The 14,974-nt window shown below is 39.6% G+C and carries 16 protein-coding genes; 9 read left to right on the forward strand and 7 right to left on the reverse strand.

Annotated elements, in window-relative coordinates; genetic code table 11:
• The first annotated feature begins 7 nt into the window (after positions 1 to 7).
• Both A6J77_RS07580 and A6J77_RS07585 read left to right on the forward strand, forming a co-directional pair.
• Complete coding sequence (locus A6J77_RS07580) at positions 8 to 1,132, forward strand: ABC transporter ATP-binding protein (protein WP_083069621.1); 1,125 nt, start codon at positions 8 to 10, stop codon at positions 1,130 to 1,132.
• 11 nt (positions 1,133 to 1,143) lie between these two features.
• Positions 1,144 to 1,881, forward strand: coding sequence for a glycerophosphodiester phosphodiesterase (locus A6J77_RS07585; protein ID WP_083069623.1), 738 nt, complete (start codon positions 1,144 to 1,146; stop codon positions 1,879 to 1,881).
• Positions 1,882 to 1,950: 69 nt separating this feature from the next.
• Here A6J77_RS07585 and A6J77_RS07590 read toward each other — a convergent pair whose 3' ends face one another.
• The gene (locus tag A6J77_RS07590; protein ID WP_083069625.1) at positions 1,951 to 2,925 is read right to left on the reverse strand and encodes a Gfo/Idh/MocA family protein; all 975 of its coding nucleotides are present in this window, start codon (positions 2,923 to 2,925) and stop codon (positions 1,951 to 1,953) included.
• A gap of 30 nt (positions 2,926 to 2,955) precedes the next feature.
• Entirely contained in the window at positions 2,956 to 3,969 is a 1,014-nt protein-coding gene (locus A6J77_RS07595; protein ID WP_083069627.1) for a Gfo/Idh/MocA family oxidoreductase, read from the reverse strand.
• A gap of 214 nt (positions 3,970 to 4,183) precedes the next feature.
• Here A6J77_RS07595 and A6J77_RS07600 point away from each other — a divergent pair, with 214 nt between their 5' ends.
• The 3 genes from A6J77_RS07600 to A6J77_RS07610 all read left to right on the forward strand — a co-directional run bounded on the left by A6J77_RS07600 (position 4,184) and on the right by A6J77_RS07610 (position 6,839).
• Complete coding sequence (locus tag A6J77_RS07600) at positions 4,184 to 5,047, forward strand: MurR/RpiR family transcriptional regulator (RefSeq protein ID WP_083069628.1); 864 nt, start codon at positions 4,184 to 4,186, stop codon at positions 5,045 to 5,047.
• Complete coding sequence (locus A6J77_RS07605) at positions 5,040 to 5,987, forward strand: Gfo/Idh/MocA family protein (RefSeq protein WP_083069630.1); 948 nt, start codon at positions 5,040 to 5,042, stop codon at positions 5,985 to 5,987. Before A6J77_RS07600 ends, A6J77_RS07605 begins: the two co-directional genes overlap by 8 nt.
• Positions 5,988 to 6,062: 75 nt before the next feature.
• The gene (locus A6J77_RS07610; protein WP_227645151.1) at positions 6,063 to 6,839 is read left to right on the forward strand and encodes a Cof-type HAD-IIB family hydrolase; all 777 of its coding nucleotides are present in this window, start codon (positions 6,063 to 6,065) and stop codon (positions 6,837 to 6,839) included.
• A 172-nt stretch (positions 6,840 to 7,011) separates the two neighbouring features.
• Here the strand turns inward: A6J77_RS07610 and A6J77_RS07615 are convergent, their stop codons facing one another.
• A complete protein-coding gene (locus A6J77_RS07615) occupies positions 7,012 to 7,821 on the reverse strand; it encodes a Cof-type HAD-IIB family hydrolase (protein ID WP_083069634.1) in 810 nt (269 codons plus the stop codon).
• Between the two features lie 198 nt (positions 7,822 to 8,019).
• Here A6J77_RS07615 and A6J77_RS07620 point away from each other — a divergent pair, with 198 nt between their 5' ends.
• The gene (locus A6J77_RS07620; protein ID WP_227645152.1) at positions 8,020 to 8,385 is read left to right on the forward strand and encodes a YccF domain-containing protein; all 366 of its coding nucleotides are present in this window, start codon (positions 8,020 to 8,022) and stop codon (positions 8,383 to 8,385) included.
• Positions 8,386 to 8,433: 48 nt separating this feature from the next.
• Here A6J77_RS07620 and ybaK read toward each other — a convergent pair whose 3' ends face one another.
• Positions 8,434 to 8,916, reverse strand: coding sequence for a Cys-tRNA(Pro) deacylase (ybaK, locus tag A6J77_RS07625; protein WP_083069636.1), 483 nt, complete (start codon positions 8,914 to 8,916; stop codon positions 8,434 to 8,436).
• Between the two features lie 287 nt (positions 8,917 to 9,203).
• Between ybaK and A6J77_RS07630 the strand changes: the two genes are divergently transcribed.
• Positions 9,204 to 11,387 (forward strand): amino acid ABC transporter substrate-binding protein/permease, encoded by a 2,184-nt coding sequence (locus tag A6J77_RS07630; protein WP_083070278.1) that lies wholly within the window; start codon positions 9,204 to 9,206, stop codon positions 11,385 to 11,387.
• Positions 11,388 to 11,481: 94 nt separating this feature from the next.
• Here A6J77_RS07630 and A6J77_RS07635 read toward each other — a convergent pair whose 3' ends face one another.
• Positions 11,482 to 12,441, reverse strand: coding sequence for a 2-hydroxyacid dehydrogenase (locus A6J77_RS07635; protein WP_083069638.1), 960 nt, complete (start codon positions 12,439 to 12,441; stop codon positions 11,482 to 11,484).
• Positions 12,442 to 12,574: 133 nt separating this feature from the next.
• On the opposite strand from A6J77_RS07635, the gene A6J77_RS07640 reads away from it, so the two are divergent.
• The gene (locus A6J77_RS07640; RefSeq protein ID WP_083069640.1) at positions 12,575 to 12,850 is read left to right on the forward strand and encodes a DUF503 domain-containing protein; all 276 of its coding nucleotides are present in this window, start codon (positions 12,575 to 12,577) and stop codon (positions 12,848 to 12,850) included.
• Positions 12,851 to 12,854: 4 nt separating this feature from the next.
• Here A6J77_RS07640 and A6J77_RS07645 read toward each other — a convergent pair whose 3' ends face one another.
• A complete protein-coding gene (locus A6J77_RS07645) occupies positions 12,855 to 13,298 on the reverse strand; it encodes a YaiI/YqxD family protein (RefSeq protein ID WP_083069642.1) in 444 nt (147 codons plus the stop codon).
• A 112-nt stretch (positions 13,299 to 13,410) separates the two neighbouring features.
• Between A6J77_RS07645 and A6J77_RS07650 the strand changes: the two genes are divergently transcribed.
• Positions 13,411 to 14,355 carry an exonuclease domain-containing protein gene (locus A6J77_RS07650; RefSeq protein ID WP_083069643.1) on the forward strand — a complete coding sequence of 315 codons (945 nt, stop codon included), beginning with the start codon at positions 13,411 to 13,413 and terminating at the stop codon, positions 14,353 to 14,355.
• Between the two features lie 64 nt (positions 14,356 to 14,419).
• Here the strand turns inward: A6J77_RS07650 and A6J77_RS07655 are convergent, their stop codons facing one another.
• On the reverse strand, positions 14,420 to 14,971 hold the full coding sequence (locus A6J77_RS07655; RefSeq protein ID WP_227645153.1) for a hypothetical protein: 552 nt from the start codon (positions 14,969 to 14,971) through the stop codon (positions 14,420 to 14,422).
• Positions 14,972 to 14,974 lie beyond the last annotated feature (3 nt).

Consider the following 14,974-nt stretch of genomic DNA (forward strand, 5'->3'; position numbering starts at 1 on the left):
GGATAGAATGGCAAAAGTTCAATTAAATAAAGTTGGCAAAATTTATGAAGATGGATTTAAAGCAATCCATAATATCGATTTAGACATCGAAGATAAAGAATTTATCGTATTTGTGGGACCATCTGGTTGCGGCAAATCGACTACTCTACGAATGATCGCAGGATTAGAAACTATTTCTGAAGGGGAATTACGTATTGGTGATGATGTTGTCAACAACGTACCTGCAAAAGACCGTGACATCGCAATGGTTTTCCAATCATACGCCTTATACCCACATATGAATGTTCGTGATAATATTGCCTTCGCAATGAAAATGGAAGGTATTTCTAAAAAAGAACGTTATGCAAAAGTTGAGGAAGTAGCGAAACCACTACAACTAACAGAATACTTAGACAAGAAGCCAGGTGCCTTATCTGGTGGACAACGTCAACGTGTGGCTTTAGGTCGTGCGATGGTACGTAATCCAAAAGTATTCTTGTTAGATGAACCATTATCAAACTTGGATGCGAAATTACGTGTATCGATGCGTTCTGAAATCGTTGAATTGCACCGTCAATTACAAACTACCTTCATTTATGTCACACATGACCAAACCGAAGCGATGACAATGGGGACGCGTATTGCAGTCTTAAATGCTGGTCGTGTTGAACAATTTGATACACCAGAAAACTTATACAATAATCCAGTGAACCGTTTTGTTGCGGAATTCATTGGCAGTCCACAAATGAACTTGATAGACGGTCGTTTAGTGAAAACTGAAAATGGTACGGCAATTGAATCAAGCGCGGAAATCTTCCCATTACCTCAAGAGATGCAGGATAACATTTTAGTAGAAGCAACTGGTCAGGAAATTCAAATTGGTTTACGCCCAGAGCACTTTGAATATAAGAATGATCGTTTTGATAGCCAGACTATTTTAGTTCAAACTAAAAATGTTGAACAAGTAGGTGCAGATACCTTCGTCTACTTTGATTTCCATTCTTCAGAACGTGAAATGACAGCGCGCTTAAGTCCAGCGAGAAGAGTGCCAACACATTCTGATGTGTATTTACAAATTGATATAAATAAAGCATATTTATTTGATAAAACAACAGGTAATTCAATTTTAAACCGTCGTTACCACGAAGAATAAGGAGTGAACTTATGACTGGCATTATTGCACACCGAGGCTTTTCAAAGTTATTCCCTGAAAATACCATGCTGGCTTTTAAAGAAGCAGCTAAGTTTGATATCACGGGTATTGAGCTTGATGTACAATTAACGAGCGATGAACAGGTCGTGATTTGTCACGATGAAACCATTGACCGGACGTCAAATGGCACGGGTTTTATCAAGGACATGACCTTAGCGGAATTAAAAACCTTCTATTTCTATGGCAAATTCCAAGGTCGAGTTGAAGAAAATGAAGACATTCAAATACCAACACTCGAAGAATTTTTCAAGTGGTTCCAGGCCTTGGACATCATGGTCAATATTGAATTAAAAACCAATATTTTCCGTTATGATGGTCTAGTTGAAAAGGTGAATGACTTGATTCAACAATATGACTTAATTGATCGAGTAGTCTTATCTTCTTTCCAACACCACACCATGAATGATGCCAAAAAGGTAAATCCGGCCTTAAAAACGGGTCTTTTAACGATGAGTGGCATTTTGAACCCAGGTGATTATACCGCTAGTCAAGGGCATGAATTTTACCATCCATTCTTCATGACTTTAGAGTCAGAAGATTTTGATAGTCTTGCAGCCAACAATATCGGGATTAACACCTATACTGTAAACCGAGCTGAAGATATGGAAAAACTAATTACTGCTAAAGTAACCAATATTATTACCGATGATGTGGTCTTAGGACTAGAAACATTGAACGCATTAAAATAATTTACAAAGGAAAAGCCTATAGTCCCAATTGTGGATGCCATAGGCTTTTGTCATATACTTTAGTGGTGCTTATCCTAATTGTAAATCTGCTGAAGCAAGGGCTTGGTCAATAACTGCCATAACCGCTTTAGAGTGGGCTAAGTTTGCTTTGACCCGGTCCATATCGTGAGTACGGATGATGTCTTCAAATTCAACAAATTCTTCATACATGCGGTGGTTGTGAATTCGTTTGTCGGTTGTTTGTGAAGACTCTCCGCGCAAGGCTAAATCATAAGAAGCCAATGAATTGGTTGGGCCATCGATAATTAAGGCACCGTTTCGTCCTTGAATAGTTGATCTAATTGGGGCGTCGGTATCTTTTGACCCGATGCAGACCGCTTTAAAATCTTCAAAATCCATAATCAACATGCCGGAAGTATCGATTCCCCGGTCTACATTGGCATAATATGTAGCTGATTTTGGTGCACCAAATAAGCCGACCAGTAAATGGACGTTGTAAATATTGATGTCCATTAAGGCACCACCAGCTTTTTTGGGATCAAAGGCTGGTAAAATCTCACCATCCATAAAAGCATCATACCGGCTTGAATATTGTGAGTAGTTGGCTTCAACAATTTTAATAGTTCCTAGTTTAGCCAAATCTGCTTTTAGTGCTTTGAAGTTTTGGAAGTGTTGGTTGGTAATCGCCTCTACTAATACCAAATCTTTTTCCAGAGCGATTCCTTCCAGTTCTTCTAGCTCTGCCAAGTTTAAGGTGAATGGCTTCTCACAAATCACGTTTTTATTGGCCAATAGTGCCTTTTTTGCAAATTCATAATGCAGATGGTTGGGCAAGGCCACATAGATGGTATCGATATCGCTAGCTAATAAGACGTCTAGGTCCGTGAAAACTTGGTTGATTCCGTGGTCGTCCGCCATCGCTTGGTTTTTAGCCAAAGATCTTTCAGATGACAAAAGGGCAACCAATTCTATAGCTGGGATATCGTGGACCATTGATAGGAAATCTACGACAATCTTACCAGCACCCAATATTCCTAATTTCATATATATTTCCTTTCTTTAGTAGGGTCTAAATTAATGTAAGTTGACTTGACCGTCTTCCATAATTTGCATGACTAACAAGGTTTCTTCATCTTTCACGACTTTCTCTTTGCCGTTAATAATGGTTTCATAGATATCGCGGTAAACTTGACGATAGTCGCCAACTTCAGTAACAACCGCTTCTTTGTGGTAGACACCATTGTCATCGAGATAGGTTAAAGTGCCGTAGTGTTCAGGCAAGTCTTGGCCAAAACCAGGTTGGTCAGGGGTGTAGTTTAGTTTCAAATGGTCTTCTTGACGGTCTTTTGTTTGCTTGATGAAGACACCTTTTTTTCCGTAAATGGCAAAAGATGGTCTGGCTTCAAACCGCATTAATGATCCCGAAACAGCCACTTTTAAATTGCCGTAGTTTAAATCAAAGTCGAAGTAGTCGTTTAATTTGCCGGAACCAAGAATTTGACGGGTGTCGAAGTGGACATCGTCAGGCATACCGAAGTAAGAAATGGCTTGGTCAAGGGAATGAGACCCTAGTCCGTATGTATAGGAATCGATTAAACTATAAGTTGAATTTTCTGAAAATTCAGGGTTATAGCGATCGTAGTGAATTTCAACCTCGATCAAATCACCAAGGACGCCAGATTCGATGACTTTTTGCGTAGTTAGGAAGTCAGAATCGTAGCGACGATTTTGGTAGCATTGGATGAACAGGCCTTTTTCTTTGGCTAAGTCGAATAACTCTTTGGCTTGGTCACGAGTTTCCGCAAACGGTTTTTCAACCAATACATTTTTACCGGCTTCAAGAGTTTGTTTGGCTAAATCATAGTGGGTAGGGTTAGGTGTTGTAATGACAACTAGGTTGATGGCTTCATCCTTGTAGATATCATCTAGGTTACTCGTGTAATGAACACCGTCAAGGGTTGGCCAAGCACTTTTCCCAGACCGCGAGTAAATCGTTTGCACGTTGACAATTTCCGGTAGGCGACTAGAGAAGGGTAGGTGGTAGCGGTTGGTGGATTTACCGTTTCCGATATAAGCAATATTTAACATGAATATAACCTCCATAAATGTATTTGTCTTAAATATAGCGGTATTGATGGGAAAATGATAGCGATTTGGCTATTCTGGTAGTAACTGCCAGGAAGGGGTTAAATTAAAGGGGGCTTTTGAACATTTTGACCAAAAAGATATCCTCCATACCAATTTTCAGGCAGATAGCGTACAATGTTATGAGTATAAAACCCTTTCAGGAGAAGGTGAGAAAATGAATTTAGTGCAAGCACTTAAAAATGACCAAAAATTTACGCCCAATGAAAAGCGAATTGCGGCTTATATCTTGAGCAATCCCTTAGCGACCAGCCAGTTTAATCTGACGGATTTAGCAACCAAAACCTATACTTCGCATTCAGCGATTGTTCGATTTACCCAAAAGTTAGGTTTTGAAGGTTTCAGGGATTTTCGGGTGGCTTTAATTGCCTATGCCCAGCAGGAGCGGTTCAAAGAAGGGGCAGTGGATGCCAATTTTCCCTTCGTACCGGAAGATTCGACTAGTGATATTGCCGACAAAATGGCTAGTTTGACCAAGCAAACGATTGAAGCTATGCAAGCCAATTTGGATGAAAGGACTTTTGAAGCCTGTGTGAAAACTCTGCTAGATGCTAAGCGGATATTTATTTTTGCCAAAGGCGACACGCAAATTTCAGCCCGATCTTTTCAAAATAAGCTGGCTAAATTAGGGATTTTCATTGTGATTGCGGAAGAATACGCGGATGAGGCCTGGGTAGCATCCAATATTTTAAAGACTGACTGTGCCATTTTTACCTCTTACCGGGCGGATTCAGTCAAGTACCAGCAATTTATTAACATTTTGAAAGCTGAAAGTGTGCCAACTATTTTGATTTCGTCCCTAGATGCTAAAATTTTAGCGGGGATGACTGACCATTGGCTGACAACTATTGATTTGGAGAGGTCAGACTCCTTGAAAATAGGGACTTTCTCCTCGCAAATTGCCATTGAATATATTTTCAACGTTCTATATGCCATGATTTATATGACCAATTACCAAGAAAATAACGAACAAATTGCCAAGAAGTTTACGCGAATTCAGAGAGGAGCTTTAGATGATTAAGTGGGGAATTATAGGCGCAGGAAATATTGCCAACCGATTTGCGAATAGTCTAGAGGAGGTAACTGACGGTGAATTATACGCGGTTGCCAACCGGACGATTGAAAAGGCTGAAGCTTTCAAAGCTAACCATCCATGTGAAGAGGCTTATGGGTCTTACCAAGAATTATTGGACGACGACCAAGTGGACGCGGTCTACATAGCCTTACCGCATAAATACCATTTGGAATGGGTCTTGAAAGCCATCCAAGCAGGCAAAGCCATTCTTTGTGAAAAACCAGCGACTATGAATCAAGCTGAAGTTTCAAAAATTGAAACAGCTTTAGATGCTAAACCCGTTTTCTTTATGGAAGCCATGAAGAGTCGCTTTACACCTGCTTATCAAACGGTGAAAGAGCTGGTCGCACAAGGTGAAATTGGGGAAGTCCATACGGTAACCACTTCTTTATGCCGAAAATTCGATGAGTCCAATGCTTCTTACCATTTTGAAAAAGGTCAAGGTGGCTGTTTACTAGATATGGGTGTCTATAACGTGGCCTTACTAGAAGACTTCTTGCCAGGTGAATTTGTCTTGAAAAACTTGGATTACAAGTTACATGAAAGTCAAGTAGAAGTTTACGTGAATGCGGTATTTGACGTGAACGGTAAGGAAGCTGTGCTAGAATCAGGTTTTGACCGATTTACAGACGCAAAAGCAGTGATTTCAGGAAGTAAAGGGGAAATTGTGCTTTATGTCTTCCACCGACCGACTAAATTTGACTTAATTGTAGCCGATAGGGTCACCAACAATGAAATCTTAAATATTGTCGATGATTTTTATGGTGAAATTACCCATGTCCATGCCAATCTAAAAGCAGGTAGATTAGAAAGCAACCGGATGCCAATGGCGGATACTAAGAAATTCGCAGCCATTATTGATCAATTGAAAGCAGAAATATTTTAGTAAATGCAATCACTCAGATCAAATGAAAGCGTAAACTGCTATAATGAAAGTAAGAAAATTACAGGAGGCTCTTCTATGAAGATTGAACGAGTGGCATTTTTTGATATTGACGGTACCTTATTTGACTCAAACAAGTACCATTTACCCATTGAACAACAGGTCCCAGAGTCAACCTACCTTGCCATTGAAAAGTTAAAAGCCAATGGCGTGCTGCCAATTATTGCGACAGGTCGCTGGAAGAACCGTGCCCAGGACGTGGGGGACTTATTGAAGATTGATTCATTCATCACTTCAAATGGTCAGGCAGTTCATATCGAAAATGACCTTGTTTATCAAAACTATATTGACCAAGCACTAGTTGAACGAACGGTTGACGAGATGCGTTTCCGCGATGTGCCAGGCTTTTTTGATACCAAGGAAGGCCTTCATTTACTACCAAATGTTTTTCATGCCAGGGATTACGGAGAACCATTTAAGATTGTGCATGATAGTGAATATCCTGAACACGTCCTTCAAATGCTCGTGACCACTGAAAATATCCAGATTGTGAGCGACTGGTTGACTGAATTGAAAGTCGTTCAAACGGGTCCGACTCATTTGGATATCTATCCATTCGATGTGTCTAAAGCCAATGGGATTGACAGGGTTCTTGAGATATTAAATATGGATATTTCACAAACTTATGCCTTCGGTGACGCCGACAATGACCTTGAAATGTTGGCCAAAGTTGGCACCTCAGTTGCAATGGGTAATGGGACCGATAACGTCAAGAAAACTGCAGATATCATTACTTCTGAAGTTTGGAATGACGGCATTTATAAAGCCTGTGAACAATTAGGATTGTTTGATTAATACCTGAAAAAGGTCAATCAACAGCTTACTAGCGGTTTTTTCTATAGAAGGACAGGCTAGCTTGGGGAAATGGTAAATAAGGAAGAACATACTAGAGGGAAAAACACAGAAAATGGCTGATCAAGTGAGGTTCAACTACTTTCTGTGTTTTTGATTTATGGTTATGTTATTTTTAGAAGTTACCGTCTAACAAGTCTTGAATGATTTTTGAGACACCTAGATCGTTATTAGATGGGGCGATAAAGTTAGCTTGTGCTTTAATATCGTCATGTGCATTTTCCATGGCATATGAATATTTCACTGCAGCCAACATTTCAATGTCATTATAGTTATCACCAAAAGCCATCATTTGGTCAGTGGTGATATTGAGTAAGTTACTCAGTTGGTACATAGCTTGTCCTTTATTGATATTTTTGTTCATAATATCAATCCATTCTTTACCAGATGTTGTGGCAGAGAATTGTTTGTTTAAAGCAGGTCCGTAAATGTCTGCATATTGGTCAACAGCATCGTTATTCGGTGTATAAACGGTAAACTTGTTGGCAACAGCTTCTACTGACGCAAAGTCGTCATAATAATAAATATTTGTATAAAAAGTCCGGTAGACTTGGTCATACTGGTCATGGGCTTTTGGAATATAGGCAGCATCTAGGGCGCACAAGATAGGGATGCCAGCAGCTTCATTTTGCTCAAGGGTAAAGGCCATCAATTTTCGGTAGTCATCTGGTTCGATGATTGAATTAAATAATTGTTCTCCTTGTTTGGTAATGGCTGCACCATTATCAGATACGAAAATCAAATCGTCCTCGATATGACTGAACATATCTGCCAAGGTATAAAGTGGTCGTCCGGATGCGATGGCCACCTGGATGCCTTTTTCCTTTAAGGCGTGTACCTGGTCAGTAAAGTTCTTAGGGAGCTGTCCCTTGTCATTTAGTAAGGTGTGATCCATATCAATGGCAATTAATTTGATGTCTGTCATGTAAATCCTCCAATTGGTATTTTTTTACTAGCGAGCTTTTGTAGACTGTTATATAGCGCTTACAATTACTTTTAACTTAAAATTACATCGTAAGACGGATGGCTAGTAAACTTATCTGTGCTATATTATAACCATAAACTATTGAAAACGAAAATGAAAGGATGAACGCCCATGGGTTGTTTAGGAAATTTAATTTGAATGATCTTTGGTGGTATTATTTCTGCCATCTCTTGGATCTTTATCGGCTGTATATGGTGTTTAACGGTTATTGGTATCCCCGTAGGCCTACAATGTTTCAAGATGGCCAAATTATCCTTAATGCCATTTGGTAAGGACGTTGTCCGTGAAGAAAGTGGCTTTGGGAGCTTGCTATGGAATATCCTATGGTTAATCTTTGGTGGTTTAGAATTAGCAGCCATGCACCTATTTATGGGGGTTATTTTAGCCATTACCATTATCGGTATCCCGTTCGCCAAACAACACTTTAAACTAGCCTTACTATCGCTTGTACCATTTGGTGCACGGATAGTGCCGTCAAATACACTTTACATGGATATAAGATAGTAGAATAGATATAGGAAAAACTAGCTAGATTTCTCTTGGCTAGTTTTTTTAGGCTAGAATGTCGGCAAAGTCTAATTGGGCAATCACTTTTTCCAAGTCATTAACGGGTGCTTCAACTAGGAAACTGCGTTTTCCGGCTGAAAAAATAATAGTCTCATAATTTTGAGCGGTGGCATCAATAACGGTTGGGAAGGCCTTCTTCATACTAATGGGAGAACACCCACCGTGAATGTAGCCAGTTAAGGGTTCGAGATCTTTCTGAGCAATCATATGAATATTCTTCTCGCCAACGGCAGCAGCGGCTAATTTTAGGTCTAACTCATGGTTAACAGGGACTAGGAAGACATAGTGGTTTTTTGATTTTCCGTGTGTGACTAGTGTTTTAAATTGTTGGTCTGGATTAATGCCAAGGACTTCAGCAACTTCTTCACTGGAATGGGGCGTGAAATCTTCAGGAAGGGTCATTTCTGTATAGGGAATTTTTTGTTGATCTAATTTACGGATTACATTGGTTTTTTTAGCTTTGGCCATAATTCAACATCACTTTCTTTTTTATTTTCAACTTTCGATTTAATTCTTTGATTTAATCCTTTGATTTAATCCTATTTTACACATTTATATTTATTTTGTGAAAAAAAGTGATTGGGTATAACAAAATGGGTCGTGTGAGTAAATAGACGGGTTTTATCTGCGTGTGTGAGAAAATCTGACATTTTGCGTGATATTTCCTTTCCTTTTTTGAAAATTTCAAGGTATACTTGTAACTATCTTTTGAAAGCATTAAAAATATATGAAGAAAGAAGTGAGGGAAAGGCATGATGAAGCATAAAAAGCTATCATTTTCCGTATTTATTGTAAGTTTACTTACTCTATTATTTTCAATCGCACCTGGCAAAGTTGAGGCAACTGAAACAGGTAATGGCGAAACCTATATTATTGCAACCGATACAACTTTTGCACCTTTTGAATTCGTAGATGATTCAGGTGAATTTGTTGGGATCGATGTAGATATTTTAGCAGCAATCGCTGAAGACCAAGGATTTGATTATGAATTACGTTCATTAGGTTTCGACGCAGCTGTTCAAGCTGTTGAAACTGGTCAAGCGGATGCGGTAATCGCGGGTATGTCGATTACAGATGAACGTCAACAAACTTTTGATTTCTCAGAACCATATTATGAATCAGGTACTGCCTTCGCAGTCCTAGACGATTCTGAATACCAATCTTTGGAAGATTTAGAAGGTCAATCTGTTGCTGTTAAAACTGGTACGCAAGGGGCAACCATTGCAGCCGAACTAGCGGACCAATACGGTTTTACAGTGAATACTTTCGATGACTCGCCAAACATGTACCAAGATGTTATTTCTGGTAACTCAGTGGCAGCGGTAGAAGATTATCCAGTAATGGGTTATGCAATCGAATCAGGTGGTTTAAACTTACGATTCATTGGTGACAATTTTGAAGAAGCGCCATATGGTTTCGCCGTATTAGGTGGTCAAAATGCTGAATTACTTGAAATGTTCAACGCTGGTCTTAAAAACATCAAGGCATCTGGCGAATATGATGAAATTTTAGCTGAATATGGTGCTGGCCAAGAAGATACATCTTCTTCAACAGAAACACCAGCAGCTGGTTCAGGTGAAACTTACACAATTGCAACAGATACAACTTTTGCACCATTTGAATTCGTAGACGAAAATGGTGACTTTACTGGTATCGATGTTGAATTATTGGATGCCATTGCAGCTAACCAAGGTTTCAAATACGAGTTGAAATCACTAGGGTTTGATGCGGCAGTTCAAGCGGTTGAGACCCAACAAGCAGATGCCGTAATCGCTGGTATGTCAATTACAGAAGAACGTCAACAAACATTTGACTTCTCAGAACCGTATTTTGATTCAGGGACAACATTCGCTGTTTTAGCGGATTCAGATATTGAATCATACGAAGACTTAGAAGGACAAAATGTTGCCGTGAAAACTGGTACGCAAGGGGCAACAATTGCCCAATCAATGGCCGACGAATACGGTTTTACCGTAACGACATTTGATGACTCTTCTAACATGTACCAAGATGTTATTTCTGGTAACTCATCGGCAGCAGTAGAAGATTATCCAGTAATGGCTTACGCAATTAACTCTGGTGGTTTGAACCTTAAAATTATTGGTGACCAATTAGAACCAGTTTCTTATGGGTTCGCTGTTTTAGCTGGTGAAAACCAAGAATTACTACAAATGTTCAATGACGGACTAGCAGCTATTCAAGAATCTGGCGAGTACGACGAAATCGTTGGTAAATACTTAGGTGATTCTGAAGAAGGTGAAACAAGCTCTTCTAACGGCTTCTTAACTCAATTAGCTAACAACTTCCCAGCCTTATTATCAGGTTTAGGAACAACTGTTTACTTAGCTATCATATCATTAGTAATTGCAACAATCTTAGGTATTTTCTTAGGATTGATGCGTACAAGTGGTAACGTTGTGCTATCAGGAATTGCGACAGTTTATATTGACATCATGCGTGGGTTACCCCTAATTGTAATGTCATTCTTCATCTACTTCGGTATTCCACAAATGTTTAATATTACCATTTCAAGTAACTTGGCGGGTATCTTAACCCTTTCACTTAATGCAGCAGCCTACATGGGTGAAATCGTTCGTGGTGGTATCCAAGCCATCGACACTGGTCAAACTGAAGCAGCAAGAAGTCTAGGTTTAACAAACGGCCAAACAATGCGTCACATCATCTTGCCTCAGGCAGTAAAAGTGATGGTACCGTCATTCATTAACCAGTTCGTTATTACCTTGAAAGATACGTCAATCCTATCCGTAATTGGTATCGTAGAATTGACGCAAACAGGTCGTATCATCATCGCCCGTACTTACCAATCAGGTAGCATGTGGTTGATTGTTGGTTTGATGTACATCATCATTATTACGATTCTAACTAAACTATCAAACTATATTGAAAAACGTTATGTAGGTTCAAGAACTACACGCTAATAAATAAACGTTAATCATACGAAAAATCCAGGCACCCTTAACCGGGCAGCCTGGATTTTTTTGTTATTTGAATATCGATTTAAGTTTATAGAAACTAGGCTTCTTGAACGATGTTTTGGGGTTTACCGTTGATAAATGCTTGCGTGTTTTCAAAAGCAATTTGCGCTCTTAATTCCATGGCTTCGTCAGATAAGAAACCAACATGTGGTGTCAAAATAGCATTCTTAGCCGATAATAACGGGTAGTCAGCAGGCAATGGCGGTTCGCCGTCAAAGACGTCAATCCCAGCGCCGGCTATTTTACCATCATTCAATAAGTCAGCTAAGGCTGCATCATCAATAATCGGCCCGCGGGCAACGTTAATCATCACAGCGGATTCTTTCATCAAGCTTAATTTGTCTTTATTTAACAAGTGTTTTGTTTCATCATTTAGAGGTAAATGAACTGAAACAATATCTGTCCTTTGCAATAATTCATCCAGTTCAACTAATTCTACGCCTAAGTCTTTGGCTTCCTGCTTTTCAGACCGGTTGTATCCGATTAAATTAGCGCCGAAAGCTTTGAATAATTTGGCCGTTTCAAGTCCGATATGACCAGTACCGACGATACCAACCGTTTTTCCTTTGATTTCACGACCTTGGAAGGGACCTGGGAAGTTGGCATTACGGATGTCGTCGTTACCCTTTGTGATGGCGCGGAATAGGTCTAAAGTCAAACCTAAAGCCAATTCAGCAACCGCTGTTGTTGCATATCCTGAAGCATTGGCGATGGCGATCCCTTTATCCTTACTTGCTTTGCTGTTAACATGGTCGAAACCAGTGAAGGCGACGTTGATAAATTTTGTATTTTCTAAACGCTCGATTACTTCAGCCGGGTATGGATTGTTGGCAATCATGACAATATCAGCGTCTTTAGACCGTTCATAAAGTTCGTTTGGATCAGTCGTTTTGTCAGGGTAATAGGTAAATTCATGACCAGCGTCAATCAGCGGTTGGGCCAATTCGTTAATGCGGGCTTCTGGTACGCGTAATGGTTCTAGTAAAGCAATCTTCATGGAATCTTCCTTTCAACATTTAATTATACAATCGATTCTTACTTTCACTATAAGGCATAAAGGCTTTTAATTCAAACAGTTGACACCCGGAAATAGTATGAGAAAATTTAGTAAAAAGGGGTAGGTGTGTGACATGATTTTATTGGGATTGGAAATTACATTTACATTTGCTAGCGATTCGCTGAAAGACAAACGCCGAATCCTACAAGGCATGATGAAAAAAGTATCCGCCAAATACGGTGTTACAGTTGCAGAAACTGGAGACCAAGACGTCATCAACCAGGCTATTCTTGGCATGGGTATTGTGTCAAATTCATACGGCTTTGCGGAAAAGATGCTCAATCAAGCTGTTGACTTTTGTGAAGCCAATTATCCAATTGAAGTCATCCAACAAGATTGGTATGATTAGCTTTTTAGAGGCGGTCTTGAATAATCTTGTCTAGGGCTTGAATAAAATGCTGACGGTCTTCTGCAGTAAAGGGTTTAGGCCCCTTAGTCCGCATCCTGGCGTTCCGCATCTGTTGACTTTCGTACCGCTGGCGGAGCAGTCGGTCGATATTCATGTCGGTATAAATCATGCCAGAGTGGTGGATCACCGTCGCTTTTGCCAGGGCTAATGATGCTAGACCGTAATCTTGGGTGACCACAATATCCCCGGCACTAATCATGGATAGAATCTTAAGATCGGCCGAGTCAGCACCTCTTTCCACATAGACAGTTTCCACATGATCAGCGACTGGCTTTTTTGAAAAATGGTCAATCGAGGTTACTAAAACGGCTGGTAAATCATATTTTTTCGCCAATTGAATAGTTTCTTGTTTAGTGGGACTACCGTCACCGTCGATAAAGATTTTCATCAAAACATCCTTTCTATCATTAACTAATGGGAAAATAAAACATATAATATAGTGTATACAAAATAATGGGCAATTAAGGTGTAAAATCACCAGTAAATAAGGAAGTGGTAATATGGCTTACAATAGAAAATCTGGTCAACAACGACCACATATGGGCAAGTCAATCATCGGTTTTCCAAAAGACTATGTCATGATTGATATCGAAACAACCGGTTTAAAACCAAGTAATGACGAAATTTTAGAGTTGTCGGCTATTCGGATTCGCGACCACCAGATGGACCAGACTTTTTCAACCTTGGTCCAACCCAATCGGCCAATTTCAGGATTTATCACCAAATTAACCGGTATTACCAACAATATGGTCATGACCGCACCGCGAATTGATCAAGCCATGCCCGAATTCTTAGATTTCATCCAAGAAGATATCATTTTAGGCTACAACGTCAATTTTGACCTCGGCTTTATTTATGATACCGCAGTAAACCTGTATAATTTCCCTGTGAAAAATGACTATCTGGACGTGCTAACCATTGCCCGTAAATTAGTAACAGGAACACCGAACCATAAGTTGGGGACTATGGCCCAATTCTACGGCATCTCTTACGAAGGCGCTCACCGTGGGTTAACAGACTGCTATATTACTATTGAAGTCTATAACCAACTCTTTAACCAAGCCAAACAGGTTTATCAAAGTGAACAAGACTTCAAAAATGCTTTCTACCGTCGTAGCTATCCAAAACAAATTAAAGTGGAGGACTTAAAGGCAGAAACAACTGACTTTAACCCGATGCATCCGCTATTTAATAAGACTATTGTTTTTTCAGGGGACTTAGATAATATGTCTCGTGAAGAAGCCATGCAATCTAGTTTGAATAAGGGGGCTATTTTAGGTAAATCAGTCACCCTTAAGACAGATTACCTTATTGTCTCACAATCTGATTTAAATAAGCAGAAGAAGACCAGTAAATTTAAAAAAGCTGAAGAATACGCCAACCGTGGTGAAAAAATTAAAATTATTTCAGAGAAAATCTTCAAACAACTCTTGGAAATGGAGTAAGGCTAGCGCAATTAGGATGAAAAAAATAGCTGTGACATCATGGTCACAGCTCTAGTATGGCAAGCTAGCCTTTAGGTCCATGACGCTGAATAATACCGTCGTATTTTTCAACCAGTTCATGACCTCGTTCAGTTGTTTGGTAAGCAATCATTGGCATTTGCGGCGCTAAATCTTCTTCACTGATTTGATCTTGCACATATTTCACCAATTCATCTTTCTTCAAAGCAGAATAGCCCGATAAGCCAGCATTTTTAAGGATTTTTTTCAAAGTCCCGGCATTCACTAAGTACAAAGTTTCCTTGGCTGACATTTGGTAAGCTAGCCCTTCTTCAATAAAACGGTCTAAGTCATCTAAGGCATGAATCCCGTAAAGATACTCAAAATAACGAGGAATAGCGGATTCAGTTGAAAAAGTTCCTAAGTCAAGACGCCATAATAAAATGATGTGTCCCGGCAACAAACCTTCTTCTGTGCGTTCCATATTTCGTTTAGGGACTAGGTGTTCTTTTTGAACATTCAGTTTATCCATAAAGGTATCGAAATCACGATCTGGATTGATATAAGGCATTTCAGGGTAATCTTTATAAAGTTTTTTTATCGTATCTAAGTTTGCCATAAA

It is taken from the genome of Aerococcus viridans (assembly GCF_002083135.2).
GTDB lineage: Bacteria > Bacillota > Bacilli > Lactobacillales > Aerococcaceae > Aerococcus > Aerococcus viridans_C.

What these genes read in the sequence shown, in the direction of transcription:
- A6J77_RS07610 (WP_227645151.1), top strand. Translation starts at nt 6,063, where the DNA reads ATGAAGATTGAACGAGTGGCATTTTTTGATATTGACGGTACCTTATTT.
- A6J77_RS07605 (WP_083069630.1), top strand. Translation starts at nt 5,040, where the DNA reads ATGATTAAGTGGGGAATTATAGGCGCAGGAAATATTGCCAACCGATTT.
- A6J77_RS07595 (WP_083069627.1), bottom strand. Translation starts at nt 3,969, where the DNA reads ATGTTAAATATTGCTTATATCGGAAACGGTAAATCCACCAACCGCTAC.
- A6J77_RS07580 (WP_083069621.1), top strand. Translation starts at nt 8, where the DNA reads ATGGCAAAAGTTCAATTAAATAAAGTTGGCAAAATTTATGAAGATGGA.
- A6J77_RS07655 (WP_227645153.1), bottom strand. Translation starts at nt 14,971, where the DNA reads ATGGCAAACTTAGATACGATAAAAAAACTTTATAAAGATTACCCTGAA.
- A6J77_RS07590 (WP_083069625.1), bottom strand. Translation starts at nt 2,925, where the DNA reads ATGAAATTAGGAATATTGGGTGCTGGTAAGATTGTCGTAGATTTCCTA.
- A6J77_RS07620 (WP_227645152.1), top strand. Translation starts at nt 8,020, where the DNA reads ATGATCTTTGGTGGTATTATTTCTGCCATCTCTTGGATCTTTATCGGC.
- A6J77_RS07645 (WP_083069642.1), bottom strand. Translation starts at nt 13,298, where the DNA reads ATGAAAATCTTTATCGACGGTGACGGTAGTCCCACTAAACAAGAAACT.
- A6J77_RS07585 (WP_083069623.1), top strand. Translation starts at nt 1,144, where the DNA reads ATGACTGGCATTATTGCACACCGAGGCTTTTCAAAGTTATTCCCTGAA.
- ybaK (WP_083069636.1), bottom strand. Translation starts at nt 8,916, where the DNA reads ATGGCCAAAGCTAAAAAAACCAATGTAATCCGTAAATTAGATCAACAA.
- A6J77_RS07650 (WP_083069643.1), top strand. Translation starts at nt 13,411, where the DNA reads ATGGCTTACAATAGAAAATCTGGTCAACAACGACCACATATGGGCAAG.
- A6J77_RS07640 (WP_083069640.1), top strand. Translation starts at nt 12,575, where the DNA reads ATGATTTTATTGGGATTGGAAATTACATTTACATTTGCTAGCGATTCG.
- A6J77_RS07635 (WP_083069638.1), bottom strand. Translation starts at nt 12,441, where the DNA reads ATGAAGATTGCTTTACTAGAACCATTACGCGTACCAGAAGCCCGCATT.
- A6J77_RS07600 (WP_083069628.1), top strand. Translation starts at nt 4,184, where the DNA reads ATGAATTTAGTGCAAGCACTTAAAAATGACCAAAAATTTACGCCCAAT.
- A6J77_RS07630 (WP_083070278.1), top strand. Translation starts at nt 9,204, where the DNA reads ATGAAGCATAAAAAGCTATCATTTTCCGTATTTATTGTAAGTTTACTT.
- A6J77_RS07615 (WP_083069634.1), bottom strand. Translation starts at nt 7,821, where the DNA reads ATGACAGACATCAAATTAATTGCCATTGATATGGATCACACCTTACTA.